Here is a 25,773-nt window from a genome sequence, read left to right on the forward strand (position 1 = left end):
CCCTCAGTCTCGCGCCACCCCCAGCTCCCTGCCTTCCCCCGTGACCGCGAGGGCCCCGTCCCGGTCCGTCCGCAGCACCACCGCGCCCTCGGCGCGCAGCGCCGCGACCGTGCTGGGGGCGGGGTGGCCGTACATGTTGTGCTCCCCGCAGCTGATCAACGCGATCCGCGGCGCCACCCTGCGCATCAGCTCCGGGTCCTGGTACGCGGAACCGTGATGGGCCACCTTGAGGACGTCCACCCCGCCGAGCAGCGCGCCTTCCGGCGATCTCAACAAGGCCTGCTGGGACGGGGGTTCGAGGTCCCCGAGCAGCAGCAGCCGCAGTCCGCCCGACCTGGCGAGCAGAGCGACGCTGGCGTCGTTCGGGCCGTCCGGATCCGGTGCCGGGCGGGGCGGGGGCCACAGCACCTGCCAGGAGAGCGAACCGGTCCGGCGCTGCTCCCCGGCCACGGCGTGCGTGAGCGGGATGTGTCGTGCCGCCGCCTCCTTGCGTACGAACTGCACCTGGTCCGCGGGTTCTTCGAAGCCCGTCGTCTCGATCGCGCCCACCGAACGCCCGCGCAGCACACCGGGCAGCCCGGCCACATGGTCGGCGTGGAAGTGGGTGAGGACGACCAGGGGGATCCTGGTGATGCCGAGGGTGCGCAGACAGTGGTCGACGAGCGTGGGGTCCGGCCCGGCGTCCACCACCACACCACTGCCGTCCCCCGCCGCGAGGACCGTCGCGTCGCCCTGCCCCACGTCGCACATGGCGAACCGCCACCCCGGCGGCGGCCACCCGGTGATCACTCTGGTCAGCGGCGGCGGCTGCACGACGACGAGCACGAGCAGCACCCCGCAGGCAGCGCACCACCACGGATGTCTCAGCAGTCTTCGGCCGATCAGCAGCGCGGTCACCGTGACCAGGGCGAGCAGTCCCGCCCCGCTCCAACTGCCCGGCCAGTCCACTCCCCCGCCGGGCAGGGCGGCCCCCGTCCGGGCGATGCCCGCGATCCAGCCCGCGGGCCAACTCGCGCACCAGGCCAGCACCTTGGCCATGGGCATCAGCACCGGCGCCGTCGCCAGCGCCGCGAAGCCCAGCACCGTGGCGGGCGCCACCGCGATCTCGGCGAGCAGATTGCACGGCACCGCCACCAGACTCACCCGCGCCGACAGCACGGCGACGACGGGCGCGCACAACACCTGTGCCGCGGCCGCCGCGGCCAGCCCCTCGGCCAGCCTCGGCGGGACCCGGCGCCTTCGCAGCGCCTCGCTCCAGCGGGGCGCGAGCGTGAGCAGGGCGCCGGTGGCCAGTACCGAGAGCAGGAAGCCGTAACTCCGGGCCAGCCAAGGGTCGTACAGCAGGAGGAGCAGGACCGCCGTCGCCAGCGCCGGGATGAGCGATCTGCGTCGTCCCGTGGCCAGGGCCAGCAGTACGACGGCCCCGCAGGCCGCGGCCCGCAGCACACTCGGATCCGGTCTGCACACGGCCACGAAGGTCAGCGTGAGCGCTCCTCCGAGCAGCGCGGTCGTCCTGAGCGGGATGCCGAGCCTGGGTGCCAGTCCGCGGCGCTCCACCAGTTGTGCCGTGCCGGGTGGCCCGATGAGCAGGGCGAGGATGATCGTGAGGTTGCTCCCGGACACGGCGAGCGTGTGCGCGAGGTCGGTCTCCTTGAAGGCCTCGTCCAGCTCCGGGGTGATCCGCGAGGTGTCCCCGACGACCAGGCCGGGCAGCAACGCCCTGGCGTCCGCCGGCAGCCCGTCGGTCGCCGCCCGCAGCCCGGCCCGCAGCCGTCCCGCGAACCGCTGCACTCCCGACGGCCCGCCCACCACCTCCGGCGCGGTCTTCCCCCGCACCCGCAGCACGGCCGCGATCCGGTCGCCTTCGACCGCCGCGGGCGCCAACCGCGCAACGACCCGCACCCGCGTGGAGGGCAGCAGCTGGAGCCAGGGCGACCGTGGCGGCCGCTCTGCGGAGGCCTCCCCTCCGGCATCACGTGCCCCCGCGTCGACGATGACCAGCACGGGCGCCCGCGTCACCGCCGCCGTCCCGCCCGCCTCCTCCACCCGGCGTACCTCCCCCTCGATCAGCACGGAGGCCGGGGCGACATGGTCCCCGCTGATCCGGGGCCGGCTGAGGCGTGGGTCGGAGCCGACCTCGACCTCGGCGGTCACGGTGGCATACTGCTGCGCCAGATCGGGTACGGGACCGCGCCGGACGTCGGCACCGTGCAGCCCCGCGGACACGGCGGCCGCGGCGACGCAGAGCAGCACGGCGGCGACGGAGGCCCGCGGCCACGCTCCACGCACCGGTCGACCGCCCGCCCGCGATGCCCGGCCAGCGGGCACAGGCACCGGTGCCGACTGCCCGGGCAGCGGACCGCCGCCCTGGTTGCCACCGGCGGGAGCACCGGCCGCCCACGGGTCGCCGACGGGAGCGCCGCCGCCCTGCCGGCCGCCGCCGGAGTCTTCACCCCAGCCGCCGCCACCGCCGTAACCGCCCTCACCCTGCCCACCGCGGCTTCCTCCGCCGTCCGCTGCCCGTCTCCGCACGAGCAGCAGCACCCCGGCCGCGACGAGGCACACGACGGCCGTGGTCATGACCCACATCACCGTCGCGTCCAGCATCACTGCGGCAGTCGCCCAGACCGCGAGCGCGGGCGGTACCAGGCGCAGGTCCGTCGGTCCTTCCTGTCGAGGGTGGGCGGCTCCGAGCCGCCTGGCGGAGGCGGCGTGGACGGCCGCGCGCCGAGCCTGGAGATCGGGAGCGCGACTCATGGCCGTACGAGATTCCGGAGATCGGCGAAGCGGCGATCGCCGATGCCGTTGACCTGGCGCAGCTCGTCCACCGAGCGGAAACCGCCGTGCTGGGTGCGGTAGTCGACGATGTGCTGGGCCAGTACGGGCCCGACGCCCGGCAGGGTGTCGAGTTGGTCCACGGTGGCGGTGTTGAGCGGGACCGGAGCTCCGGGCACGGCGCCCGCCGCCGAACCGGCCGGACCACCGGCGGCCACGCCGGGCGCCGGGGCGGCGGGACCGCCGACGATCACCTGCTCCCCGTCCACGAGGAAACGGGCCCGGTTCAGCCCGTCGGTGTTCGTGCCGGGACGCACCCCACCAGCCGCGCGCAAGGCGTCGGTGACGCGTGAACCGGCGGGCAGGTGATGAATCCCGGGCTCGCGGACCTTGCCGCTGACGTCCACGACGATCTCGGCCCCGGCTGTGCCTGCGGCATTCGGCGCCCCGGGCGAAGCGTCCGGTCCTCGCGATCCGCTCCCTTTCCGGTCACCGAAGGGAGCCGCCGCCCGCACCACCTCCGGCGCCCGCACGGACTGTGTCCGCCCGGCCCAGAAGTGCTGAACGGCGAACACCGCGGCCACGACGAGCAGCGCCGCGAGCGCGACCACGCTCCGCCGCTCAAGGCCGCACCTCGCCTGCAGCCACAGCGGCATCCTCTCCTGCAGCGCAAGCCCGGCCCGCGCCCGCCATGCCTCCCCGGCCGGAGAAACCTCCGGGCTCTCGCCCACGCCACCGACCATTGGAGCGTCCCGGCCCACAGCCTCCCCTGCAGTCGAGGGAGAGCGCCGCCCCACAACCTCCCCACCAATCGACGGAGAACGCCGCCCCGCCGCCTCCCCCGCAGTCGACGGAGAGCGCCGCCCCACAACCTCCTCACCAGTTGATGGAGAATCCGGGCCTGCAGCCTCCCGTCCGGCCGATGGAGAATCCGGCCCCGCACCCCCTCCTTCCGCACCCCGTCCTCCACGCGGAGGAAACGCGGAGTCCTCGTCCTCCCTCACAGGCCGCGTCGGCGGTCCCGCCCCCGACTCCCGCCATTCCCCGGCCCGTTCGGGAAACAGCACCTCCGCACGCCGTCGGAGTTCCTCCGCGGGCGCATGCCGGTGCCGATGCCGGACCCGGCTGCGGGCCATGGGGCGACGATGACGGATCCGGCCGTCGGATGCGGGGCTGCGCCCCGGACCACTGGTCGCAGTCGCTGTGCGTGAACGTGATCGAAGTGCCATGCCACAACGATGGGGCACTCCGCCACATCGCGATGATCTTGCTCAATTCCCGGGGATTACCCACCAGTTGTGGATAACTTCGCCCCTCACACGGGTGAGAGCAGGGGGTCCGGAGCCGTCACCGCGGCGAGACCACGACCCCCAGCAGCCCGGGCCCGGTGTGCGCCCCGATCACCGCCCCCACCTCACTCACATGCAGGTCGGCCAGCCCGGGCACCCGCGCCCGGAGCCGGTCCGCGAGGGCCGATGCCCGCTCGGGGGCGGCGAGATGGTGGACGGCGATGTCGACCTGGGCGCTGCCGGCTCGGTCGGCCACGATCTCCTCGAGGCGGGCGATCGCCCTCGACGCCGTACGGACCTTCTCCAGGAGCTCGATGCGGCCACCGTCCAGCTGCAGCAGCGGCTTCACGGCGAGCGCGGAGCCCAGCAGCGCCTGCGCGGCGCCGATCCGGCCGCCGCGGCGCAGATAGTCGAGGGTGTCGACGTAGAAGTAGGCGGACGTGCCGGAGGCCCGCTTCTCCGCGGCCGTGACGGCCTCGTCCACCGTCCCGCCCGCCTCCGCCGCCTCCGCCGCGGCCAGCGTGCAGAACCCGAGCGCCATCGCGACCGCCCCGGTGTCCACCACGCGCACCGGCACCGGCGCCTCACGGGCCGCCAGGACCGCGGCGTCGTACGTGCCCGACAGTTCGGCGGAGAGGTGGAGGGAGACGATGCCGGTCGCACCGGACTCGGCGACCTTGCGGTAGGTCTCGGCGAAGAGCTGGGGGCTGGGGCGCGAGGTGGTGACGGAGCGCCGCTTCTGCAGTGCCTGGGCCAGGGAGCGCGTCGAGATCTCGGTGCCCTCGTCCAGTGCCTGGTCGCCGAGGACCACGGTCAGGGGCACCGCTGTGATGCCGTGGCGCTCCATCGTCCGCGGCGGCAGGTAGGCCGTTGAATCGGTGACGATCGCGACATGGCGGGACATGAGCTGGAGGTTACCTGCCGTAGCGGCCGGACGGCAGCCCGGCCCCTCTCACCTGGTCTGCCCTTGACCGGATCAAGTAGTGCTCTCGGGACGGGGTTTCTTCTGCCAGGGGTAGGCGGGGCGCCGTCCCGGCGGAGTGATGGCGGGCTTCGCCGGGTCCTCGGCGGTCCGGGACCGTGACCCCTCAGGCCAGGTCTGGCGGGATGCTTCGGCGGCCGGGGCCTCGGGCCACGGCGGCGGAGTCGACGCCGGCTCCGCCGTCGTCCAGTGCCGCAGGGCTCCCGCCTCGACGTCTATCTGCGCGCTCAGCGAGTCCAGGTCGTCGTCGGCGAAGCGGCGGGCCCGGTCGCGGGCCGCCCAGCGCAGTGCGTCCGCCGACTGAACGATGCGCTCGGTGCGCTCCCTCAGGGCGGGCAGCCGCTCGGCGAGCGTCGTGCGGTCCGGCTCGGCCTCCAGGCGCTTGAGATCGCCGTCCAGTTCGTGACCGTGCGCGCTGAGGCGCTCGAAGAGGCCGAGGGACTCCTTGAGGGACTCGTCCTCGGCCACGCCCGCGTGCAGCGCGTCCTGCGTGGCACGCATCGACGTGCGCAGCTTCAGCCGCAGCCCGGCCAGCTCACCCGCCGATCCGGGCTGGGCGAAGGACTTGGCTCGCAGGGTGTGGTCCTCGACGGTGCGGCGGGCCTGGGTGATCGTGCGGTCCACGCCGCGCTTGGCGGCGCCGACGGCCTTCACCGTCGCGTAGACACCGAGCACCAGGAAGAGCACGAAGAGCAGGGCGAACACTGCGATCACTGCTTCCACCGCTCCTCCTCCGACCGGTCGCGACACACCCCGCGTCGCTCTTCCACGGTAAACGAGGCGGGCAGGCCCGGAGTTCCAGAAGAACCCCGAACCTGCCCGTAGGGGACTACCCCGAGGCGCTCACGCCCCGGGGCCTCCCGCGATGCCTACGCCGGAACGATGTTGACCAGCTTCGGCGCCCGCACGATCACCTTGCGGATCCCGGCGCCGTCCAGCGCGGCGACGACCTTCTCGTCGGCCAGCGCGACCTTCTCCAGCTCCTCCTCGGAGATGGCCGGCGAGACCTCCAGCCGGGCCTTGACCTTGCCCTTGATCTGCACCACACAGGTCACGGACTCGTCGACCACGTACGCCGGGTCGGCGACCGGCAGGTCCTGGTGGACCACCGAGTCGGTGTGGCCCAGCTTGCGCCACAGCTCCTCGGCGATGTGCGGGGCCAGCGGCGCCACCAGCAGCACCAGGGCCTCGGCGACGGAGCGCGGCACCGGGCCACCCGCCTTGGTCAGGTGGTTGTTCAGCTCGGTGATCTTTGCGATGGCGGTGTTGAAGCGCAGGCCCTCCAGGTCCTGGCGCACGCCGTCGATCGCCTTGTGCAGGGCGCGCAGCGTCTCCTCGTCGGGCTCGGTGTCGACGACGGTGACCTCGCCGGTCGTCTCGTCGACCACGTTGCGCCACAGCCGCTGCAGCAGCCGGAACTGGCCCACCACCGCGCGCGTGTCCCACGGCCGCGACACGTCCAGCGGGCCCATCGCCATCTCGTACAGGCGCAGGGTGTCGGCGCCGTACTCGGCGGCGATCTCGTCCGGAGTGACCGCGTTCTTCAGGGACTTGCCCATCTTGCCCAGCAGCCGGGAGACCTTCTCGCCCTGGTAGAAGTACGCGCCGTCGCGCTCCTCCACCTCGGCGGCCGGCACCGCGATGCCCCGGCTGTCCCGGTAGACGTAGGCCTGGATCATGCCCTGGTTGAACAGCTTGTGGAACGGCTCCGCGGAGGAGACGTGCCCCAGGTCGTACAGGACCTTGGACCAGAAGCGCGCGTACAGCAGGTGCAGCACGGCGTGCTCGGCGCCGCCGACGTACAGGTCGACGCCGCCGTGCGGCTGGCCCTCGCGCGGGCCCATCCAGTACTGCTCGATCTCGGGGTCGACCAGTTGCTCGCTGTTGTGCGGGTCCAGGTAGCGCAGCTCGTACCAGCAGGAACCGGCCCAGTTGGGCATGGTGTTGGTCTCGCGGCGGTACCGCTTCGGGCCGTCGCCCAGGTCCAGGGTGACGTTGACCCAGTCCTCGTTGCGCGACAGCGGGGTCTCCGGGGACGTGTTCGCGTCGTCCGGGTCGAAGGTGCGCGGCGAGTAGTCCTCGACCTCCGGCAGCTCCAGCGGCAGCATCGACTCGGGCAGCGAGTGGGCGATGCCGTCCTCGTCGTAGACGATCGGGAAGGGCTCGCCCCAGTAGCGCTGGCGGCTGAACAGCCAGTCGCGCAGGCGGAAGTTGACGGTGCCCTCGCCGATGCCCTTGCGCGCCAGCCACTCGGTGATGCGCGCCTTGGCCTCGACGACACCCAGGCCGTCCAGGGAGATGTCCCCGTGGGACGAGTTGATGATCTTCGCGTCGTACGCGGAGAAGGCGTTCTCCCACGTCGAGGTGTCGGTGCCCCGGCCGTCGGTCGGCTCGACGATGCAGGGGATCGGCAGCTCGAAGGCGCGCGCGAACTCGAAGTCGCGCTGGTCACCGCAGGGCACGGCCATGATCGCGCCTGTGCCGTAGCCCATCAGGACGTAGTCGGCGATGAAGACCGGGACCTGCTCGCCGTTGACCGGGTTGGTCGCGTACGCGCCGATGAAGACGCCGGTCTTGTCCTTGGCCTCGGCCTGCCGCTCGACGTCGGACTTCGAGGCGGCCTGCGCGCGGTAGTCGGCGACGGCCTCGGCGGGCGTCGCGTGACCGCCGGTCCACACCTCGTGCGTGCCCTCGGGCCAGGCGGCCGGGGTGAACTTCTCGACCAGCGGGTGCTCGGGGGCCAGCACCATGTAGGACGCGCCGAACAGAGTGTCCGGGCGCGTGGTGAAGACCGTGATGCGCTCGCCGTCGATCGGGAAGTCGACGCGGGCGCCCTCGGAGCGGCCGATCCAGTTGCGCTGCTGCAGCTTGATGGCCTCGGGCCAGTCCAGCGCCTCCAGGTCGTCCAGCAGCCGGTCGGCGTAGGCGGTGATGCGCATGTTCCACTGGCGCAGCTTGGCCTTGAAGACCGGGAAGTTGCCGCGCTCGGAGCGGCCGTCGGCGGTGACCTCCTCGTTGGCCAGCACGGTGCCCAGGCCGGGGCACCAGTTGACCGGCGCGTCGGAGGCGTACGCCAGGCGGAACTCGCTCAGGACGTCGGCACGCTCCGTGGCGCTCAGCTCGTGCCACGCGCGCGTGTGGCCCGGTACGGCACGGTCACCGGTCTCGAACTGGGCGATCAGCTCGGAGATCGGGCGGGCCTTGTTCGCCTCGTCGTCGTACCAGGAGTTGAAGATCTGCAGGAAGATCCACTGGGTCCACTTGTAGTAGTCCGGGTCGATCGTGGCGAACGACCGGCGCCTGTCGTGGCCCAGGCCCAGCCGACGCAGCTGGGCCTTCATGTTCTCGATGTTGGCCTCGGTGGACACCCGCGGGTGCGTGCCGGTCTGCACGGCGTACTGCTCGGCGGGCAGGCCGAAGGCGTCGAAGCCCAGGGTGTGCAGGACGTTGTGGCCGGTCATGCGCTGGAACCGGGCGTAGACGTCGGTGGCGATGTAGCCCAGGGGGTGGCCGACGTGCAGGCCCGCACCCGAGGGGTACGGGAACATGTCCATGATGAACTTCTTGGGCCGGGCGACGACCTCGGGGTCACCGGCCAGGTCGCCCTTGGGGTTAGGCGCAGCGTAGGTGCCCTCGGCGTCCCAGAAGTCCTGCCAGCGTGCCTCGATCTCGGCCGCGACGGCGGCCGTGTAGCGGTGCGGCGCTGCCGCCTCTGCGGCGGCAGCGGGGTTCGTCTCGCTCATGATCCTTAAGCTCCATCGATCGTCTCTGCCAGCAGCGGTGTCGTTCGAGAAACGAAAAATCCCCTCGCACAGGAGGGGACGCCGCGCCGATTCCGACCATCCGATTCGCCCGGTGGTCGGGACTGATCAGCGCGGCCCGCTAAGCAGAAGGCGTACAGCACGCATGGCGTTAGGGTACCGCAGCGCTTGAGCACGATGCGACGCGCTTCCGTATGGCTCCTTGGCACCACTGTCATCACCCGACAAAAGCTGAACCAAGGTCAAAAGTTACTTCGCGTAACACCCACTACCGGGACATCGCAACGAGCGCGTGTTCCTTAGATAACAACGCAATAACTCAAACCTCGTACCCATCGGTATGGAGCCACTTAGAGTTCGGCAGCGGGACCGCCTTCCCGAAACTGCTTCGGAGTTGCCCCCATGAACCCTCGTCGTAGTAACACCTCGCTCCCCAAGCCGGGCCGGTCGGCCTACGGGGTGGCGTCGGCTGTCGTACTGCTGCTCATACCCGTCGTCGTGCTGCTCGGAGGCGGGTGGCTGCAACAGTTCCTGAACTTCGGTGCGGGCGTCCTCTCGCTCGTCTGCCTCACCTGCTCGGTGATCTGGGGCCTGGTGGCCCAGGACCGGCTCATCCTGAACACGCGCCAGCGGATCATCGCCCAGGGCATCCACCGGGTGACGGCCGTCGGCTCGATCGCGTTCCTGCTGGTGCACATCACCGTCAAGCTGGCGCTGGACCACACGGTGCTGATCGCCGCACTGATCCCCTTCAGCCTCGGCGTCAAGGGCAGCGCGGGACTCATCGGCCTCGGCTCGCTGGCCGGACTGCTCATGATCTTCGTGGGCATCACCGGCGCCCTGCGCAACCAGTTCGCCTCCCCGGCGCCGGTCGCGGCGCGCTGGCGCGCGATGCACGCACTGGCCTACCCGGCCTGGTGCTCGGCGCTGATCCACGGCCTGTTCGCGGGCCGCGCTGCGAAGCCGTTCTTCATGATCTCGTACGAGCTGTGCCTGGTCGCGGTGGCCGCCGCGCTCGCCCTGCGGGCCGCTCCCCGGCCGTTCAAGCGCAAGGTCGCCGACCGGCTCGCCGCGCTCCTGGGCAACGAGCCGGGCTCGGCTCGCGCCGAGGAGCTCGAAGCGAGCCGTGCACGGGTCGGCGAGACCTCCTCCGCACTGCCGGGCTACGAGAACGCGCGGGCGCCGAAGCCGTCCCCCGCCGACACGATGACGACGCCCGCAGCGCCCTACTACGACGCCCCCGCCGCCCGCACCATGACCCCGGAGCCCGCGGGCGGCTTCGCGGCCGCCTACCGCGCCGTCACGCCCCAGCAGCGCGGCCCGCAGTCCTACGGAGCCGATCAGACCGCCCGCATGGACATGGCCATGGACATGCAGCCCACGGAGTCGATCCCGCGCATGGACGGCGGCGGCAGCACCTCGGGCAGCTGGCCCGTCCCCACGCCCCCGCCGGTCGGCGAGGCGCCCCCGTCGGCTTACGACCCGATGCAGGACACCGGATACAACATCCCGGCCTATGGCAATTCGGGCACCGCGGGGTACGGCGGAAGTGACATGTACGACACCGGTGAGACGAACACCCTCTACGGCACGTACAACCCGAACGACACGTACAACAGCGGTCCCGCCAATGAACCAGCGCCCGGTGCCTCCTTCGACGCGCCGGGTTCGGGCGAACCTTGGAACACGCCTTCCGGAGGCTATAGGTGAACGAGGCCCTGCCCGACGTCCCAGAAGTCCGCGTGGTCGGACTTCCGCAGCTCACGTCTGGCTTCGACCTTGTCGAAAGACTCGATCTGCCCATGCACCTCAAGGTGCACGGGCCGCTCGAACCGCTCGGCGGCGAGCAGCTCGCGAAGCTCGCCGAGAACATCAACCTGAAGGGCCGCGGCGGCGCGGGCTTCCCCTTCCACAAGAAGCTGCGCTCGGTCGCCGAAGCGGCGATCAAGCGCGGCGTACGGCCGGTCGTCGTCGTCAACGGAAGCGAGGACGAGCCGGCCTGCCGCAAGGACACGGTGCTGATCAACCGTGCCCCGCACCTCATCCTGGACGGCGCTCTGCTGGTCGCGGAGGCGCTGGGTGCCCGCACGCTCGTGGTGGGGGTCACCCGTGAGTCGACACAGCGCTCGATGGAGGCCGCGCTCGCCGAACGCGGCCTGAGCAACGGCCGCCGATCGGTTCTACGCGCGCGCGTGCAGCGCAATCCCATCCGCATGGTGACCGGAGCGGCGGCCTCGCTGATCCGCTCCATCGACGGCGGCCCGGCGATCCCGCCCGGCCGCAAGGTCAGCGCCTCCCAGAACGGCGTCGGCGGCGCACCGACCCTGCTGTCGAACGCCGAGACGTTCGCCCAGCTGGCGATCGCCGCCCGCATCGGCCCGGAGCGCTACGGCAACACCGGTCTGTACGACGAGCCGGGCACCGTCATGCTGACGGTCTCCGGCGCGGTCGCCCGCCCCATGGTGATCGAGGTCCCCACCGGCGTCCCGCTGCGCTACGTCCTCCAGCTCGCCGGCGCCCCGCCCGTCCCGCAGGGCGTGCTGACGGGCGGCTACCACGGCAAGTGGATCGACGCGGCGACGGTCAACGAGGCGATCGTCTCCCGCAACTCACTGGACGCCGTGGGCGGTGCGCTGGGTGCCGGCGCGATCCTGCCGATCAGTCAGGAGACCTGCCCGCTGGGCGAGTCGCTGCGCGTGGCGCAGTGGCTGGCCGAGGAGAGCGCGGGACAGTGCGGTCCCTGCTACCTCGGCCTGCCGGCCGCCGCGCGTGGCATGGCGGACATCCTCAACGGCGGCGGCCCGGCCGCCCTGGAGGCGCTCAAGCAGGTCGCCAAGAACGTGAAGCGGCGCGGCGCGTGCTCGCACCCGGACGGCTCCGCGATGTTCCTGGAGTCGACCATCAAGGCGTTCACCGACGACCTGGCCGCGCACGTCCTCGGAAACGGCTGCGGAAGGCCCGTGGAGGGCGTTCTGCCGCTCTTCGAGGGCGGCCAGCTGCCCACGGGCATCCCGGGCGGCGGCGAGCCCGTGGAGAACGGCCCCAGCCGCCAGAAGATCTACGTCGACTGGACGCTGTGCCGCGGCCACGGGCTGTGCGCGGACATCCTCCCGGAGGTGTTCGAGCTCGGCGCCGACGGCTTCCCGACCGTCGCCCAGGCACAGGTGCCGCGCTACGCGGAGGCCAAGGCCCTGCGCGCGGTGCGCCGTTGCCCGGCGCTGGCCCTGCGCATCGAGGAGGAGACGCCCCGGGACCGGGCGCCCTCCCGCAACCTGCCGGTGCTCTCGCAGGGCCGTGGGCGGCGCGCGCTGGGCCGCTGAGCCGACGTCAGGAGGGGGGCCGCCCGCACCGGGCGGCCCCCCTTCCGCGCAACTGCCCCCGAAAACACAAAGATCCCGCCGGATCGAAACGATCCGGCGGGATCTTGATTGTGGAGCTAAGGAGAATTGAACTCCTGACCTCCTGCATGCCATGCAGGCGCTCTACCAACTGAGCTATAGCCCCTTGCTTGGTCCTCCGGGGTTTCCCCCGGCGGCGACGCCAACATTACACGGTCCACCGGGTGGAACACCAAATCGTTTCCGTCGGCCCCGGGCTGGGCCGACGGCGTCAAGCGGTGACGAAGGAGTAGAACCGCTTGAGCGTGCAGTGCTCCTCCAGGAGGCGGCCGTAGATCGGCTCGCCCTCCAGCTCACGGTACGTCTCGATCGGGTCGCCCTTTATGATCAGCGCCCGCGCGCATTCCTCGCACCAGTACTGGTAGTCGGGGTTGACCGGTTCCATGTCGCGGACGATCGGCGTACCGCTGCCGCACCAGTCGCACTTTCGCCTGTGTGCACCCATCGATCAGCTCCAGCTGTGGCCGCAGGCCGTGCACACGTAGGAGATTCCGCCGTTGTCGCCGAGGACTTGGGCGACATGGACGGAACCGCAGGAAGGGCAGCTCAGACGGGTGACCGTGTCCCGTGTCGACGCCGCTTCGAGGAGGTGGCCGACCTCCTCGAGGATGCTCGCAGGCATCACTGCTCCCTCCCGTCGGGCCACGCCCCCTTCCGGCCGTTTGATTCTGCCACGGCCGGACCAATACGGTCAGCGACGCCTCAGTACCAGTCCGGACACGGCGCCTTCCCAGAGGTATACGCCTCCGGGACCGAAGTCATTCAAGCCGGTGTCGGAACATGAAAAAACCCGCCCCCCTGCGGGGACGGGATCTTCATCGGGCGATCTGTGGAGCTAAGGAGAATTGAACTCCTGACCTCCTGCATGCCATGCAGGCGCTCTACCAACTGAGCTATAGCCCCTCGTGCTCCCCGCTTGGCGGGGCGAACGAGTAGAACTCTAGCCTGCGACCTGCCGGAAAGTGAAATCCGGGTGTGCGGACCGCCGGGGCGTCAGTCGTCGTCGCCGAGCACCGGCTCCGGGAGCGTGCCGGCGTTGTGCTCCAGCAGGCGCCAGCCGCGGGCGCCCTCGCCCAGGACCGACCAGCAGCAGTTGGAGAGACCGCCCAGGCTCTCCCAGTGGCGGGCCTCCAGGCCCAGGAGGCGTCCGATGGTGGTGCGGATCGTCCCGCCGTGGCTGACCACGACGAGCGTGCCGTCGTCGGGGAGCTTCTCGGCGTGCCGCAGCACCACCGGGGCGGCGCGCTCGGCCACCTCGGTCTCCAGTTCGCCGCCGCCGCGGCGGACCGGCTCACCGCGCTTCCACGCGGCGTACTCCTCGTCGTACCGCTCGATGATCTCCTCGTGCGTCAGCCCCTGCCAGACGCCCGCGTAGGTCTCGCGCAGGCCCTCGTCGTGGATGACGTCCAGGCCGGTGAGCACGGCGAGCTCGGCCGCCGTGTGCGCGGCGCGCTGGAGGTCGGAGGCGACGATCGCGTCGGGCTTGAGGGAGACGAGCAGCCGGGCGGCGCGGCGGGCCTGGGAGACGCCCGCCTCGGTGAGCGCGACGTCCGTGGTGCCCTGGAAGCGGCGCTCCACGTTCCAGGAGGTCTGGCCGTGGCGCCACAGGATGACGCGGCGGCCGCGGCCGGGACGGCCGGCGGACACCTCAGCGGTGGCGCTCATCACCACTCACCGCCCAGGTCGGCCGCCTCCTCGGCAGCCTGCAGCTTGGCGTGCTCGGCGGCCTTGCCGCGGGTGGCCTTCGCGTCGGCGGGCAGCTCCAGCTCGGGGCAGTCCTTCCACAGCCGCTCCAGGGCGTAGAAGACGCGCTCCTCGCTGTGCTGGACGTGGACGACGATGTCGACGTAGTCGAGCAGGACCCAGCGGGCCTCGCGGTCGCCCTCGCGGCGCACCGGCTTGGCGCCGAGCTCCTTGTTGAGCCGCTCCTCGATCTCGTCGACGATCGACTTGACCTGGCGGTCGTTGGGTGCGGAGGCCAGCAGGAAGGCGTCCGTGATCGACAGGACGTCGCTGACGTCGTAGGCGATGATGTCGTGCGCGAGCTTGTCGGCGGCCGCCTGGGCGGCGGTGGTGATGAGCTCGAGAGAGCGGTCAGTGGCGGTCACTACGTGGCTTTCCGGTCGGTGGTCACTTGACACCAAGGGTCTCACGGACCGCCGACAGCACCCCACGTGATTAAGGGATCACGTGGGGCGGGGCCGGTCGGCTAGGACGACGACGGCTTGTAGTTCTGGCCGAGGATCACCGAGACGTTCGCGTTCCCGGTGGCCTTGCCCTTCGTGACCGAGGCGGCTGGCAGGCCCAGGGTCTTGGCGACCTCGGTGGCGTTCTCCTTGTCTGCGGCGTCGGTGTAGACGACCTTGGAGGTGGCCGAGGGGGATGCGGCGGTGCCGCCCTCCAGGAAGGTGAAGCCGCCGTTGAGGAGGACCACGCGGGCCTTCTCTGTGTTGTCCTTCACACCGCTGGCGTTCAGCACGGAGACTCGGACCGCGGCGCCCTGGTCGGGGCTCTTCGCGGTGCCGCCGAGGACGTCCTTGACCACGCTGGCACTGGCCTGCTGGCTCAGCGTGCCGTCGTTCTGGACGGGCAGCAGGGCGGTCTTGAAGTCTCCGCCCTTGGCGAGGTCGGCGAGCTTGGCGAGGAAGGTGCCGAGGTCCTTGTCGGTCAGCGACGGGTCCAGGATCTGCGCCAGCGTCTGCACGGTGGTGGTCGCCGTCGTCGGGTCGGAGGACAGCTTGCGCAGCGTGCCCTGCATGACCTGGCCGAACCGCTCCAGCTGGGCGTTCTCGGCCTCACCGGAGGCGCGGTAGGTGGCGTAGGCGACGGCCATCTTGCCGCTGAGAGTCTGGTCCTTGCCCTGGTGGACGAGGGGTGGGCTGCCCTTCTTCGTGGCGTCCGGGTCGGGTACGTCGGCGTTGGTGTCGACGTCGATGCCGCCGACGAGGTCGACGAGGTTCTGCAGGTAGGGGGTGTCCAGCCGCCAGGTGCCCTCGATGTTGGTGCCGAGGACCGTGTCGAGGGCGTCGCGGGTGCCGGAGGAGCCGTCGTCGTCGACCGACTTGGCGAGGGTGGAGGTGTTGCCGTCGTCGTCGGTCAGGGAAAGGGAGTTGGGCAGCAGCACGGTGGTGCCCTGCTTGGTGGTGGTGTTGTCGACGAGCAGCGCCGTGGAGGTGCCGCCCTTCTTGGTGTTGTGCAGGTGGACGACGATCACGTCGCGGTTCTGGGCGCCCGCGGCCGTCGCGGTGTTGCCCTTCTTGGAGTCGGGCGACGACAGGCCCGGCAGCTTCCCGGCGTACCAGAGGTAGCCGACCCCGCCGACCGCGACCAGCGCCAGGACGACGACGAGGGCGACCATGCGGCTGCGGGCGCGGCGCTTGGCCTCCTCGCGGCGCTCGGTGCGGTTCTCGGTGAAGTTCAGCCAGTCGATGACGTCTTCGGAGTCGCCGTCGGGATCCTCGACGAAGGCGAACTGCTCGGTGTGGTAGTCGCGTTCGACCCGCGGCGGGGCCTTCTCGCTCTGGTCCGGCTCCGCCGGGCCGGCCTGCTGCGGGATGTACGCGGTCTGTTCGGTGACGACACGGGGTTGCTGACCGCTCGCCGCGGCCTGCCCGTAGGGGTCGTACGGCGCCCCGGACGCGCCGCTGTGGTGCGACCCGGTGCCGTAGGGGTCGTAGGAGGGCACGGGCGGCTGCTGGCCGGTGCCGTAGGGGTCGTACTGCTGCGGGACCGGCTGCTGGCGGCCGGTGGCGTACGGGTCGTATCCGTAGCCCTGCTGCTGCCCGTACGGGTCGTACGGCTGCTGCGGGGCCTGTTGCGGCGCCGCCTGCCGGTAGACGGGTCGGCCGTACTCGTCATAGCCGACGAGTTCGTACTGGTCCTCGTGGTCGCCGCCGTAGCCCGCGTCGTATCGGTCGTTCACCGGTGCCCCTCTCGGCTCACTCGCCGCGGTACAGCTCGCGCTTGTGGATGTAGCGCACGACTCCGTCCGGCACCATGTACCAGATGGGGTCTCCCTTGGCGACTCTCGCACGGCAGTCGGTGGAGGAGATGGCGAGCGCGGGAACCTCCACGAGAGAGACACCGCCTTCCGGGAGGCCGTGGTCGGTCAGGTGGTGGCCGGGACGGGTGACCCCGATGAAGTGCGCGAGGGAGAACAGCTCCTCGCTGTCCCGCCAGGTCAGCAGTTGGGCGAGGGCGTCGGCGCCGGTGATGAAGAACAGGTCCGTGTCGGGGTTGAGCGCGCGCAGGTCGCGCAGGGTGTCGACCGTGTAGGTGGGGCCGCCGCGGTCGATGTCGATACGGCTCACCGAGAACTGCGGGTTCTCGGCGGTCGCGATGACCGTCATCAGATAGCGGTCCTCGGCCGGGGAGACATGGCGGTGGCTCTTCTGCCACGGCTGGCCCGTCGGGACGAACACCACCTCGTCCAGGTGGAACTGCGCGGCGACCTCACTGGCCGCCACGAGGTGCCCGTGGTGGATCGGGTCGAAGGTTCCGCCCATGACGCCGAGGCGGCGCTTGCCCGGGTTCGACGGCCCGTTGCCCGGGCCGCTCGCCGGGCGGGGTTCCGTGCCGATCGTCGCGTCCTTCGCCGGACCGGTAGGCATGTCCTGCTCTCCCATGCGTGCAGACCCTACCGGCCCGGCCTGAGGGCACCGGCCCGAGGATGTCCCGAAGTGCCCCGCTATGGGCACCGGGCGCCTCAGCGGTCGCGGTTGAAACGGGTGGTGATCCACAGCAGGAGCAGCAGGATGAACAGCGCGCTGCCACCGGTGACGTAGGGGCTGAGGCTCTCGTGGTTGCCGCCGTGCTCCTCGCCCTCGGCGGCAAGGGTGACCAACTGGGCTGCGGCGCTGTGGAAGCTCATCTCGGCAGGACCTATTCGGTGTGGGCGGGATAAAGATGTCGGCCCATCGTAAGCGGGCGCCTCCCGGGCGATCACCCCGACTCCGCTGTCGGGAACCCGGGGCGGTCGTCAGTCGTCCTTCTGCTTGTAGCCCCGCAACAGGAACCACCCGGTCAGCGCACAACCCACCATCATCACGATCAGTACGACCCGGAGCAGATTCCCCGGCCCTTGGTGCTGGGCGGCGCTCGCGGCCTCGGCGAGCCAGGCGGCCGCAGGGGTGTGCTCCATGGTTTTGGACTCCTTCGGTGTAGTGCCCGTCCACGGTAACTCCGCCTAGGCTGGGGCTCGCTTCGGGGGCGCAAAGGGCCGCACAAGGGTCCGCAAAGGGCCACTACACGCACATGGGGGAGAACATGTCCGACGACGGCCACCACGAGCACAACGGACACGAGCACGTACCGAGCAGGCAGCGCAGGCGGTTCCCCGGGATCTCCTCGCGTGCGTACGAGCACCCGGCCGACCGCAGCGCACTGGTGGCGCTGCGCAAGCTGAGTGGCTTCGACACGGTCTTCAAGGCGCTCAGCGGGCTGCTGCCCGAGCGCAGCCTCAGGCTGCTGTTCCTGTCCGACTCGGTGCGCGTCTCGGACCAGCAGTTCGCCCACCTCAACGACATGCTGCGGGACGCCTGTTACATCCTGGACCTGGAGAAGGTCCCGCCGATGTACGTCAATCAGGACCCGCAGCCGAACGCGATGTGCATCGGCCTGGATCAGCCGATCATCGTCGTCACGACCGGGCTCGTCGAGCTGCTCGACGAAGAGGAGATGCGGGCGGTCATCGGCCACGAGGTGGGCCACGCCCTGTCCGGGCACGCGGTGTACCGCACGATCCTGCTGTTCCTGACCCAGCTGGCGGTCCGGGTCGCCTGGATCCCGCTGGGCACCATCGCGATCATGGCGATCGTGACGGCACTGCGCGAGTGGTTCCGCAAGTCGGAGCTGTCCGCCGACCGGGCCGGCCTGCTGGCCGGGCAGGATCTGGAGGCCTCGATGCGCGGCCTGATGAAGATCGCGGGCGGCAACCATCTGCACGAGATGAACGTGGACGCGTTCCTCGAGCAGGCCGAGGAGTACGAGGCGGGCGGCGACCTGCGCGACTCCGTGCTGAAGATCCTGAACCTGCTGCCGCGCTCGCACCCGTTCACCACCATCCGGGCTGCCGAGCTGAAGAAGTGGTCGGAGACCCGCGACTACCAGCGGATCATGGACGGCCACTACCCGCGGCGCAGCGAGGACAAGGACACCTCGGTCTCGGACTCGTTCCGGGAGTCCGCGGCGAGCTACGCGAGCAATGTGAAGAGCTCCAAGGACCCGCTGATGAAGCTGGTCAGCGACATCGCCGGTGGCGCCGGGGGCATCGGCGGGCGGGTGCGGCGCGGGTTCGACGGCTTCACGAGCTCGGCTCCCTCGCAGGAGCAGCCGCCGCAGGACGAGCCGCCCACGGACACTCCGCGGCGGGACGAGGACTGATCCGAGGGTTCGAGGCCGGCGGGGACAACGGCGCCGCGCCGGCCGCTCACACCTTGGGCTGCGCGCTCGTCGCCAGCGAGCCGCAGAGGGCCGTGGCGCCGCCCGTGGCATAGGGGTCGGTGCCTGCGGGACCGCCCGCCTTGGCCGTCTGCCCGGCCAGCAGCGGGTGGAAGTGGTTCGTCGAGTCCTCGGCGCAGGACAGCGGGCCGGCCTGGACGTAGGAGACGACGAGCTGGGCCTCGTGCAGGCGCAGGTCGTCGCGGTCGAAGCGGAAGTGCAGCTCGCGCCGGACGGTGAACAGGGAGGCCGGGGCCTTGGCGTCGGCGCCGGTCGGCTTCAGGGCGTAGACGAAGGTGTGGTCCGCGGTGACCTCGAGGGTGGCCGAGTCGGTCTCGGTGGCCTGCAGCGTCCCCTGGACCCGGATCTTCCCGTCGGCGAGCTGGGCGCGGGTCTGGTCGAAGCGAACCAGCCATCCGGTGGGCTGGTGCCGGCCGTCGGCCGTCGGGTGGTCGAAACTCTGGTCGAACTGGTCGAGTTGGCCGCCGTCGAGCAGGACGCGCGCGGCGCGGACGTCCTGGCTGCTGAGCACCTCGGGGTAGAGCGAGGAGTGGACTATGTAGTCCTTGGCGGTGGTCAGGGCGGCCACCACCTGGCTGTCGGAGAAGTGCGCGGTGCGCCGGGCGGCGGGCAGCGGTATGCCCTCGGCGCCGACGCGGAACTGCGCGGCGGGACTGTGCGCGTACAGGTACTCGGGATCGGCCGCCCCCGGCACCTTGCCCTGTGGGGAGAGGGGTATGACGGTCATCCGCAGGGGCTCGACGGGCTGCCGGGCGGCGGAGCTCTGGTAGGGGTGCCGTACACCCATGTAGATCGCGGTGCCGAAGGCCACCGCGATCAGCAGGACCAGGATCAGCGCCTGCCGGGACAGGCCTCTGCGCAGCGGCGGGCGGCGGCGCACCGCGGGCGCGTGGTCGGCCATGCGTTCCTGCGCGGAGAACTCCTGGAGGCGGGCAGCGCGGACGAACGACTCGTCGAAGACGACGGATCGGTATTCGTCCTCTCCTCCACCGCCGGGGGCGCCCTCGGGTGTCCCCTCAGGTGGGTCTCCAGGCCCTCCCATATATTCAGGGTAGGTCTCCGGGAGGCCCGGTAAACGCCCTGGTACACGACAAGTTCTGACAGGTTCTCACCAGGTTCGAAAGTGAGCACGAAGGGAACGCCCGGGGCGACGCTCAGGGGGGCGGCGGGATGACCGAGAGCGCCGGCTGAGAGTTGTCGGCGGAGGCGGAGGGCGGCGGCGCGCTGCCCTGCTCCAGGCCGGTCGAGGCGGGCGGCGGCGGCCCCTGGTCCCGGCTGCCCGAGGAGGCGCCACGGTAGACCGCGGTGAAGGCCAGCGCGACCATGCCTATGCCCATCACCAGGGCGAGCATCCAGGCGACCGGGCGGTGCCAGCGGATCTGTTTGCCGTACGCCCCCGGGGCGCCGTAGCGGCCTTCCAGGATGTCCGTGTCGTCCAGGTCGTCCAGATCGGGATCATGGCCGAAACCGGAGGGTTGGTACCCCTCCTCGTACCGCTCGCCCCTGCCGTGGGCCCGGCGCGCTTCCGCCTCGGAGGCCTCCGCTCTCGCCTGGGCGGCGGCAAGGAGGCGTTCGACGGCGGTCGGCTCGTGCACCACGGCCGCCCGTACGAAGGCCTCGTCGAAGACCACGGAGGCGAACTCTTCGTCCGACACCCCGCGGTCGTGGTCGTCGTCGGGCTCCCAGCCGTCAGGGAACGGCGTGCCCCCCACGTCCTCCGGCACGGGATCCAGAGTAGACCTGGGGGGTCAATTTGGGCAGACGGTATGGAAATTCATCCGCCTTGTGAGACACCTCTCGTGAGCCTCGCGCCCCGCCGCAGGGGCACTCAGCGCCGGATGTGTCCGTCCCCGGTGACGATGTACTTCGTGCTCGTGAGCTCCGGCAGGCCCATCGGGCCGCGTGCGTGCAGCTTCTGCGTGGAGATGCCGATCTCCGCACCGAAACCGAACTGACCGCCGTCGGTGAAGCGGGTGGAGGCGTTCACGGCGACGGTGGTGGAGTCGACGAGCTGGGTGAAACGGCGGGCGGCCTGCTGCGAGGTCGTCACGATCGCCTCGGTGTGACCGGAGGTCCACAGCCGGATGTGCTCGACGGCCTTGTCCAGGGAGTCGACGACGGCGGCCGCGATGTCGTAGGAGAGGTACTCGGTGTCCCAGTCCTCGGGCGTGGCCTCGACGACGGTCGCCTTGGAGTCCTTGGCGTACGCCAGCACCCGCGGGTCGGCGTGGACGGTCACGCCGGCCTCGGCGAGGGCGTCCAGGGCGCGCGGCAGGAACTCGGGGGCGATGTCCTGGTGGACCAGGAGGGTCTCGGCGGCGTTGCACACGCTGACCCGCTGGGCCTTGGAGTTGATCAGGATGTCGATCGCCATGTCGAGGTCGGCGTGGGCGTCGACGTAGACGTGGCAGTTGCCCGTGCCGGTCTCGATGACCGGGACGATGGACTCCGTCACGACCGTCTGGATCAGGGAGGCGCCGCCGCGCGGGATCAGGACGTCGACCAGGCCGCGGGCGCGCATCAGCTCGCGCACGCTCTCGCGGCCCTCGCCGGGTACGAGCTGTACGGCGTCGGCGGGGAGCCCGGCGCCGCCGACGGCGTCCCGGATCACCCGGACGAGGGCGGTGTTCGACTCGTAGGCGGAGGCCGAGCCGCGCAGCAGGACGGCGTTTCCGGACTTCAGGCAGAGGGCGGCGGCGTCGACGGTGACGTTCGGTCGGGCCTCGTAGATGATGCCGACCACGCCGAGCGGGACGCGGACCTGACGCAGGTCGATGCCGTTCGGGAGGGTCGAACCGCGGACGACCTCGCCGACCGGGTCGGGCAGGGCGACGACGTCACGCACGTCGGAGGCGATGGCACGCACCCGCTCCGGGGTGAGGGTCAGCCGGTCGATGATGGCCTCGCTGGTGCCGGCCTCGCGGGCCTTGGCGATGTCCTTGGCGTTGGCCTCGACGATCTCGCTCGTACGGACCTCCAGGGCGTCCGCGATGGCGGCCAGCGCGTCGTCCTTGACCGCGCGCGGCAGCGGGGCGAGGTCGGCGGCGGCGGCCTTGGCGCGGTAGGCGGCCCGGTTGACCGGGGACATGGAGTCGTACGGCGAAAGCGTGGTCATGAGGGAAGGGTAGTGCGCCGGACGGGCCCGTCCAGCAGCCGTTCCAAACCCCGAGACACGCCCTTATGCGCCTAAACCGGCGCCGCTCTCGCGGACGTGGTTGCTCGCCGTGGGGGTTCCTCAATCGATGGTTGTGGTCCTTGGTCGTGTCAGAACGGGTGTACGCCGACCGGTGTTGCGGGTGCCGGGCCGTACCCCGCCGCGATCCGCTGGTGGTAGGTCTCGCGGTCGATGACCTCCAGGCCGACGATCTCCCAGGGCGGCAGCTTGGCGGTCTGGCGGTGCTCACCCCACAGCCGCAGGGCGACGGCGGCCGCGTCGTGCAGGTCGCGGGCCTCCTCCCAGTAGCGGATCTCCGCGTGGTCGCCCGCGTACCGGCTGGTCAGCAGAAAGGGGTGGTCGTGAGCGAGCTGCTCGAGGCCGCGCCGCACCTCGGTCAGGGGGGCCTCCTCGCCGGAGACGCTGAGGGTGACATGCCACAGGCGGGGCAGGTCGGCCGGTTCCTCGTACCGGTCGCCGGCCGCGACGCTGGTCAGGGCGCGCTCCTCGCCGGCCGCGCGGGAGGGGGCGCCGTCGCGGGACGCCGCCGCCCCAGGGCGCACTCGTCTCACGACGGCCTCCTTCACGCAGTGATCGACTGGCGGACGTGCGGAATGTATCCCTGAGACAAAGTTGAGCAGGCCGCAAGGGCTCGCGGGGCGGTTTTGCGGAACGTCCACCTCAGGACGGGTCGATTTGCGGGGCGTTCCCCCCGTTTTCGGCCGGGGCCCGGGGGTGCGCCCGGAGATGCGGTGGTCGGGGGCGGGGGTCGCCCCAGAGGGCCACAGCAGCCGGGCCGACCCCCGAGACGCAAGGGCCACGGCCCGGAGTTCCTCCCAGAGACGGAAGGGCTATGGCCCGGAGTCCCTCCCAGAGTCACAGCAGCCGGGCCCGGGGAAGGGTCCACGCGCCCCAGAAAACAGCAGCCGGGCCGGGCGGACCAAACCCAGGGAGACAGAGCCCGGGCTCCGGAGCTGTCCCCGAAAACACCGCAGCCGGACCCAGGGCTCGCCCCTGAGGCACACCAGTCCGGTCTCGCGGACCACCCAGGGACACACCAGCCCGACTTCCACGGCCGCCCTAGGGAAACCACCAGCCCGACCCCCAGGGCTCGTCGCAGAGGCATCAGCCGCCCGATGCTGCGGACCACCCCAGAGACCTACCAGCCCACCCCCCAGGGCTCGTCCCAGGGACACCAGCAGCCCAACCCCCGGAGCTCGCCCCACAGACACCAGAGAGACACCAGCAGCCCGATGCTGCGAAGCACACCCCGGAGACACACCAGACCGCCGCCGCAGGCCACCCCAGAGACACGCCAGACCGACCCCCAAGGCCGCCCCAGAAAGACCAGCAGCCCGACCCCCAGAGCTCGCCCCGGAGACGCCGCAGCCGCCCCAGGGTCGGCCCAAGATGACGAAGTGGCGCCTCGCAGGCGTCAGGGGTGCAGAATCACCAGGTCGTCCCGGTGGATGACCTCGCGTTCGTAGGCCGGGCCCAGTTCGCGTGCCAGTTCTCGGGTGGAGCGGCCGAGCAGCTGGGGGATCTCCTTGGCGTCGAAGTTCACCAGGCCGCGGGCCACCGCGCGTCCCTCGGCGTCCCGCAGCTCCACCGGGTCCCCGGCGACGAACTCGCCCTCCACGGCGGCGATCCCGGCCGGCAGCAGCGACTTGCGGCGCTCGACGACCGCCCGCACCGCGCCGTCGTCCAGCGTGAGGGAGCCCTGCGGGGTGGAGGCGTGCTGCAGCCACAGCAGCCGGTCGGCGGAACGCTTGCCGGCGGGGTGGAAGTAGGTGCCGGTGTCACCACCGTGCAGGGCCTCGGCGGCGTGGATCGCGCTGGTCAGGACGACGGGGATGCCGGCGGCGGCCGCGATCCGGGCCGCCTCGACCTTGGTGACCATGCCGCCGGTGCCGACACCGGCCTTGCCCGCGCTGCCGATCTCGACGTGCGCGAGATCCTCGGGCTCGCGTACCTCGGCGATCCGCGAGGTACCCGGCTTGCTCGGATCGCCGTCGTACACGCCGTCGACGTCGGACAGCAACACCAGCAGGTCGGCGTGGACGAGGTGGGCGACGAGGGCGGCGAGGCGGTCGTTGTCGCCGAAGCGGATCTCGTCGGTGGCGACGGTGTCGTTCTCGTTGACGATCGGGAACGCGCCCATCGCGAGCAGCTTGTCGAGGGTGCGGGAGGCGTTGCGGTGGTGGGCGCGGCGGCTCATGTCGTCGGAGGTGAGCAGGACCTGGCCGACCCGGACGCCGTAGCGGGCGAAGGAGGCGGTGTAGCGGGCGACCAGCAGGCCCTGGCCGACGCTGGCGGCGGCCTGCTGACGGGCGAGGTCCTTGGGGCGGCGGCGCAGGCCCAGCGGGGCGAGCCCCGCGGCGATGGCGCCGGAGGAGACCAGGACGATCTCCTTCTCCCCGCCGCTGCGGCTCTTGGCGAGGACGTCGACGAGCGCGTCGACGCGGTCGGCGTCCAGGCCGCCGGACGCAGTGGTCAGCGACGAGGAACCCACCTTGACGACGATCCTGCGGGCCTCGCTCACGGCCTGCCTTGCCCCTGCCACGTTGTTCTTCCGTCCCCTCGCACGCTCAGGCTCCCCCGCCCGGCAATCTACGCGAAGGGGACCGCAGCCCGCGCGCCGGTCCAGTCCCCGGACGGGCCGCACGGTTCACCCGGTGCGGCAGCGCCCGGCGCCGTCAGACCGCCGCGGCAGTCCCGCCCGGGGTGCGTGGTCTGCCCGCGCCGGTCCGTGCCCTGAGCACCCGGCGCGCCTTGCGCACCGCCCGCTTCAGCACCGAACGGACGGAGTGCTCGCGGTAGCCGGGGCAGGCGCGGGCCTCGCGGGGTGCGGCGAGGTAGACGGAGTCGGGTATCGCGGCCGTCGCGTCGCGGAAGTGCGGGTAGGCCAGGTAGACCTCCCGGCCCTTCTTCTCCAGGAGGGCCGCCGCCTGCTTCTTCGCCTTCACGAACTCCACGACGGGGACGAGGAGTTCGGGTCGCTGCTCGGCGACCAGGTGCAGGCGCAGCCGCTCCTCGACCTTGAGGCGGACGGCGACGCCCTCGCTCCAGAACTCCTCCATCAGCGGCTTCGCCAGCTCGAACTTGTGCCGCCGTACCTTCTCGCTGTCCGTGAGGTACTTCGGGCCGAACTGCGGCAGCAGTGTGACCAGGAAGGGGCGGACCAGGAGCAGGTCGCGCCTGTCCCCGGCGGGGACGAGGTCGGCGATCAGGTTCATGAGGGCGCGCGCGGAGTCGAAGCGCAGGGTGTAGCCCCCGGTCTTCGTGACGTGCTTGCCGTCCTCGCGGCCCACCAGGTAGTAGCAGGTGTAGTCGGCGAGCACGGAGACGCCGTTCGCCCGCAGATAGGTTTCCATGGTGAACAGCGCGTCCTCGCCGGTCCACAGGGACTCGTCGAAGCGCATGCCGTGGCGCTCCAGGAGCTCGCGGCGGAACAGCTTCTGCGCGCTCAGCGTGAACTTGATGTTGGAGGAGAAGACGTCGGTACGGTCGAGGGTCTTGCCCCACATCGACTGCGGCGGCTTGCGGTTGATGCCCTCGACGCGGCCGAGGACCACGTCCGTGCCGTTGCGGTCGGCCATCGCGACCATGCGCTCCAACGCCTCCGCGCCCAGCCGGTCGTCGGCGTCGAGGAAGAAGACATAGCGACCGGCGGCTTTGCCCAGGCCGACGTTGCGCGGGCCGCTGGGGCCGCCGGAGTTGTCCTGCCTGATGACCGTGACCGGCATGGCCGAACGGGCCGCGAACTCCTCCAGGTACTCCCCCGTCCCGTCGCTGGAGCCGTCGTCGACCGCGATGACCTCGATGCGCTCCGGGTCGATGGTCTGTGCCTCGACTGACGCCAGGCACTCGACCAGATACGGCATCGCTTCGTACGCCCCGATGACGACGCTCACATCAGGCTGCGACACGGTCACTGTTTCCCCCTCATCAACGG

General features: G+C 71.2%; 22 protein-coding genes and 2 tRNA genes. 3 read left to right on the forward strand and 21 right to left on the reverse strand.

All coding sequences use genetic code 11. The annotated features are described in order from the left end of the window. Positions 1 to 3: 3 nt before the first annotated feature. The 5 genes from ACWDAG_RS26020 to leuS form a co-directional block, all read right to left on the reverse strand. Entirely contained in the window at positions 4 to 2,757 is a 2,754-nt protein-coding gene (locus tag ACWDAG_RS26020) for a ComEC/Rec2 family competence protein (protein WP_450697978.1), read from the reverse strand. Beyond that, entirely contained in the window at positions 2,754 to 3,911 is a 1,158-nt protein-coding gene (locus tag ACWDAG_RS26025; protein WP_450697979.1) for a helix-hairpin-helix domain-containing protein, read from the reverse strand. The genes ACWDAG_RS26020 and ACWDAG_RS26025 overlap by 4 nt, the downstream gene beginning before the upstream one ends. Positions 3,912 to 4,122: 211 nt before the next feature. Next, positions 4,123 to 4,968, reverse strand: coding sequence for a DegV family protein (locus ACWDAG_RS26030; RefSeq protein WP_450697980.1), 846 nt, complete (start codon positions 4,966 to 4,968; stop codon positions 4,123 to 4,125). 72 nt (positions 4,969 to 5,040) lie between these two features. After that, positions 5,041 to 5,769 carry a hypothetical protein gene (locus tag ACWDAG_RS26035; protein WP_450697981.1) on the reverse strand — a complete coding sequence of 243 codons (729 nt, stop codon included), beginning with the start codon at positions 5,767 to 5,769 and terminating at the stop codon, positions 5,041 to 5,043. A 146-nt stretch (positions 5,770 to 5,915) separates the two neighbouring features. Then, entirely contained in the window at positions 5,916 to 8,789 is a 2,874-nt protein-coding gene (gene leuS, locus ACWDAG_RS26040) for a leucine--tRNA ligase (RefSeq protein WP_450697982.1), read from the reverse strand. 420 nt (positions 8,790 to 9,209) lie between these two features. On the opposite strand from leuS, the gene ACWDAG_RS26045 reads away from it, so the two are divergent. Together ACWDAG_RS26045 and ACWDAG_RS26050 are read left to right on the forward strand one after the other, a co-directional pair. Next, complete coding sequence (locus ACWDAG_RS26045) at positions 9,210 to 10,517, forward strand: cytochrome b/b6 domain-containing protein (RefSeq protein ID WP_450697983.1); 1,308 nt, start codon at positions 9,210 to 9,212, stop codon at positions 10,515 to 10,517. Further along, positions 10,514 to 12,127 carry an NADH-ubiquinone oxidoreductase-F iron-sulfur binding region domain-containing protein gene (locus ACWDAG_RS26050; RefSeq protein WP_450697984.1) on the forward strand — a complete coding sequence of 538 codons (1,614 nt, stop codon included), beginning with the start codon at positions 10,514 to 10,516 and terminating at the stop codon, positions 12,125 to 12,127. Before ACWDAG_RS26045 ends, ACWDAG_RS26050 begins: the two co-directional genes overlap by 4 nt. A gap of 111 nt (positions 12,128 to 12,238) precedes the next feature. Here ACWDAG_RS26050 and ACWDAG_RS26055 read toward each other — a convergent pair. The 10 genes from ACWDAG_RS26055 to ACWDAG_RS26100 form a co-directional block, all read right to left on the reverse strand. Beyond that, positions 12,239 to 12,311, reverse strand: a tRNA-Ala gene (locus ACWDAG_RS26055). A 105-nt stretch (positions 12,312 to 12,416) separates the two neighbouring features. After that, on the reverse strand, positions 12,417 to 12,650 hold the full coding sequence (locus tag ACWDAG_RS26060; protein WP_003976229.1) for a hypothetical protein: 234 nt from the start codon (positions 12,648 to 12,650) through the stop codon (positions 12,417 to 12,419). Between the two features lie 3 nt (positions 12,651 to 12,653). Further along, on the reverse strand, positions 12,654 to 12,827 hold the full coding sequence (locus ACWDAG_RS26065) for a hypothetical protein (RefSeq protein ID WP_107057459.1): 174 nt from the start codon (positions 12,825 to 12,827) through the stop codon (positions 12,654 to 12,656). A 208-nt stretch (positions 12,828 to 13,035) separates the two neighbouring features. Continuing rightward, positions 13,036 to 13,108 (reverse strand) — tRNA-Ala (locus ACWDAG_RS26070). A gap of 90 nt (positions 13,109 to 13,198) precedes the next feature. Beyond that, positions 13,199 to 13,870 carry a histidine phosphatase family protein gene (locus ACWDAG_RS26075; RefSeq protein ID WP_450697985.1) on the reverse strand — a complete coding sequence of 224 codons (672 nt, stop codon included), beginning with the start codon at positions 13,868 to 13,870 and terminating at the stop codon, positions 13,199 to 13,201. After that, the gene (rsfS, locus tag ACWDAG_RS26080) at positions 13,870 to 14,313 is read right to left on the reverse strand and encodes a ribosome silencing factor (RefSeq protein ID WP_450697986.1); all 444 of its coding nucleotides are present in this window, start codon (positions 14,311 to 14,313) and stop codon (positions 13,870 to 13,872) included. The genes ACWDAG_RS26075 and rsfS overlap by 1 nt, the downstream gene beginning before the upstream one ends. 101 nt (positions 14,314 to 14,414) lie before the next feature. Next, positions 14,415 to 16,127: a LytR C-terminal domain-containing protein gene (locus ACWDAG_RS26085; RefSeq protein ID WP_450697987.1), complete on the reverse strand. Its 1,713-nt coding sequence runs from the start codon at positions 16,125 to 16,127 to the stop codon at positions 14,415 to 14,417. Positions 16,128 to 16,143: 16 nt separating this feature from the next. After that, on the reverse strand, positions 16,144 to 16,830 hold the full coding sequence (nadD, locus tag ACWDAG_RS26090) for a nicotinate-nucleotide adenylyltransferase (protein WP_450697988.1): 687 nt from the start codon (positions 16,828 to 16,830) through the stop codon (positions 16,144 to 16,146). A gap of 80 nt (positions 16,831 to 16,910) precedes the next feature. Continuing rightward, positions 16,911 to 17,075 (reverse strand): hypothetical protein, encoded by a 165-nt coding sequence (locus tag ACWDAG_RS26095; RefSeq protein ID WP_099928839.1) that lies wholly within the window; start codon positions 17,073 to 17,075, stop codon positions 16,911 to 16,913. Between the two features lie 108 nt (positions 17,076 to 17,183). Beyond that, a complete protein-coding gene (locus tag ACWDAG_RS26100) occupies positions 17,184 to 17,345 on the reverse strand; it encodes a hypothetical protein (protein WP_266955206.1) in 162 nt (53 codons plus the stop codon). Between the two features lie 125 nt (positions 17,346 to 17,470). Between ACWDAG_RS26100 and ACWDAG_RS26105 the strand changes: the two genes are divergently transcribed. Beyond that, positions 17,471 to 18,586 (forward strand): M48 family metallopeptidase, encoded by a 1,116-nt coding sequence (locus ACWDAG_RS26105; protein ID WP_450698078.1) that lies wholly within the window; start codon positions 17,471 to 17,473, stop codon positions 18,584 to 18,586. 46 nt (positions 18,587 to 18,632) lie between these two features. Here ACWDAG_RS26105 and ACWDAG_RS26110 read toward each other — a convergent pair whose 3' ends face one another. The 6 genes from ACWDAG_RS26110 to ACWDAG_RS26135 all read right to left on the reverse strand — a co-directional run bounded on the left by ACWDAG_RS26110 (position 18,633) and on the right by ACWDAG_RS26135 (position 25,753). Continuing rightward, positions 18,633 to 19,706 (reverse strand): SCO2583 family membrane protein, encoded by a 1,074-nt coding sequence (locus tag ACWDAG_RS26110; RefSeq protein WP_450697989.1) that lies wholly within the window; start codon positions 19,704 to 19,706, stop codon positions 18,633 to 18,635. 112 nt (positions 19,707 to 19,818) lie between these two features. Next, a complete protein-coding gene (locus tag ACWDAG_RS26115; RefSeq protein WP_450697990.1) occupies positions 19,819 to 20,388 on the reverse strand; it encodes an SCO2584 family spore wall biosynthesis protein in 570 nt (189 codons plus the stop codon). A 104-nt stretch (positions 20,389 to 20,492) separates the two neighbouring features. Then, entirely contained in the window at positions 20,493 to 21,779 is a 1,287-nt protein-coding gene (locus ACWDAG_RS26120) for a glutamate-5-semialdehyde dehydrogenase (protein ID WP_450697991.1), read from the reverse strand. Positions 21,780 to 21,928: 149 nt separating this feature from the next. Further along, complete coding sequence (locus tag ACWDAG_RS26125) at positions 21,929 to 22,381, reverse strand: hypothetical protein (protein ID WP_450698079.1); 453 nt, start codon at positions 22,379 to 22,381, stop codon at positions 21,929 to 21,931. A gap of 872 nt (positions 22,382 to 23,253) precedes the next feature. Then, entirely contained in the window at positions 23,254 to 24,360 is a 1,107-nt protein-coding gene (gene proB, locus ACWDAG_RS26130) for a glutamate 5-kinase (RefSeq protein WP_450698080.1), read from the reverse strand. A gap of 154 nt (positions 24,361 to 24,514) precedes the next feature. Beyond that, a complete protein-coding gene (locus tag ACWDAG_RS26135; RefSeq protein WP_450697992.1) occupies positions 24,515 to 25,753 on the reverse strand; it encodes a glycosyltransferase family 2 protein in 1,239 nt (412 codons plus the stop codon). Positions 25,754 to 25,773: the final 20 nt, after the last annotated feature.

The organism is Streptomyces sp. NPDC001157, assembly GCF_053598255.1.

Bases quoted from the DNA above. Each gene is read 5' to 3' on its own strand.
- ACWDAG_RS26020 (WP_450697978.1), bottom strand. From the start codon at position 2,757: ATGAGTCGCGCTCCCGATCTCCAGGCTCGGCGCGCGGCCGTCCACGCC.
- ACWDAG_RS26025 (WP_450697979.1), bottom strand. From the start codon at position 3,911: ATGGCCCGCAGCCGGGTCCGGCATCGGCACCGGCATGCGCCCGCGGAG.
- ACWDAG_RS26030 (WP_450697980.1), bottom strand. From the start codon at position 4,968: ATGTCCCGCCATGTCGCGATCGTCACCGATTCAACGGCCTACCTGCCG.
- leuS (WP_450697982.1), bottom strand. From the start codon at position 8,789: ATGAGCGAGACGAACCCCGCTGCCGCCGCAGAGGCGGCAGCGCCGCAC.
- ACWDAG_RS26045 (WP_450697983.1), top strand. From the start codon at position 9,210: ATGAACCCTCGTCGTAGTAACACCTCGCTCCCCAAGCCGGGCCGGTCG.
- ACWDAG_RS26060 (WP_003976229.1), bottom strand. From the start codon at position 12,650: ATGGGTGCACACAGGCGAAAGTGCGACTGGTGCGGCAGCGGTACGCCG.
- ACWDAG_RS26065 (WP_107057459.1), bottom strand. From the start codon at position 12,827: ATGCCTGCGAGCATCCTCGAGGAGGTCGGCCACCTCCTCGAAGCGGCG.
- ACWDAG_RS26075 (WP_450697985.1), bottom strand. From the start codon at position 13,870: ATGAGCGCCACCGCTGAGGTGTCCGCCGGCCGTCCCGGCCGCGGCCGC.
- nadD (WP_450697988.1), bottom strand. From the start codon at position 16,830: ATGGGAGAGCAGGACATGCCTACCGGTCCGGCGAAGGACGCGACGATC.
- ACWDAG_RS26095 (WP_099928839.1), bottom strand. From the start codon at position 17,075: ATGAGCTTCCACAGCGCCGCAGCCCAGTTGGTCACCCTTGCCGCCGAG.
- ACWDAG_RS26100 (WP_266955206.1), bottom strand. From the start codon at position 17,345: ATGGAGCACACCCCTGCGGCCGCCTGGCTCGCCGAGGCCGCGAGCGCC.
- ACWDAG_RS26105 (WP_450698078.1), top strand. From the start codon at position 17,471: ATGTCCGACGACGGCCACCACGAGCACAACGGACACGAGCACGTACCG.
- ACWDAG_RS26110 (WP_450697989.1), bottom strand. From the start codon at position 19,706: ATGGGAGGGCCTGGAGACCCACCTGAGGGGACACCCGAGGGCGCCCCC.
- ACWDAG_RS26120 (WP_450697991.1), bottom strand. From the start codon at position 21,779: ATGACCACGCTTTCGCCGTACGACTCCATGTCCCCGGTCAACCGGGCC.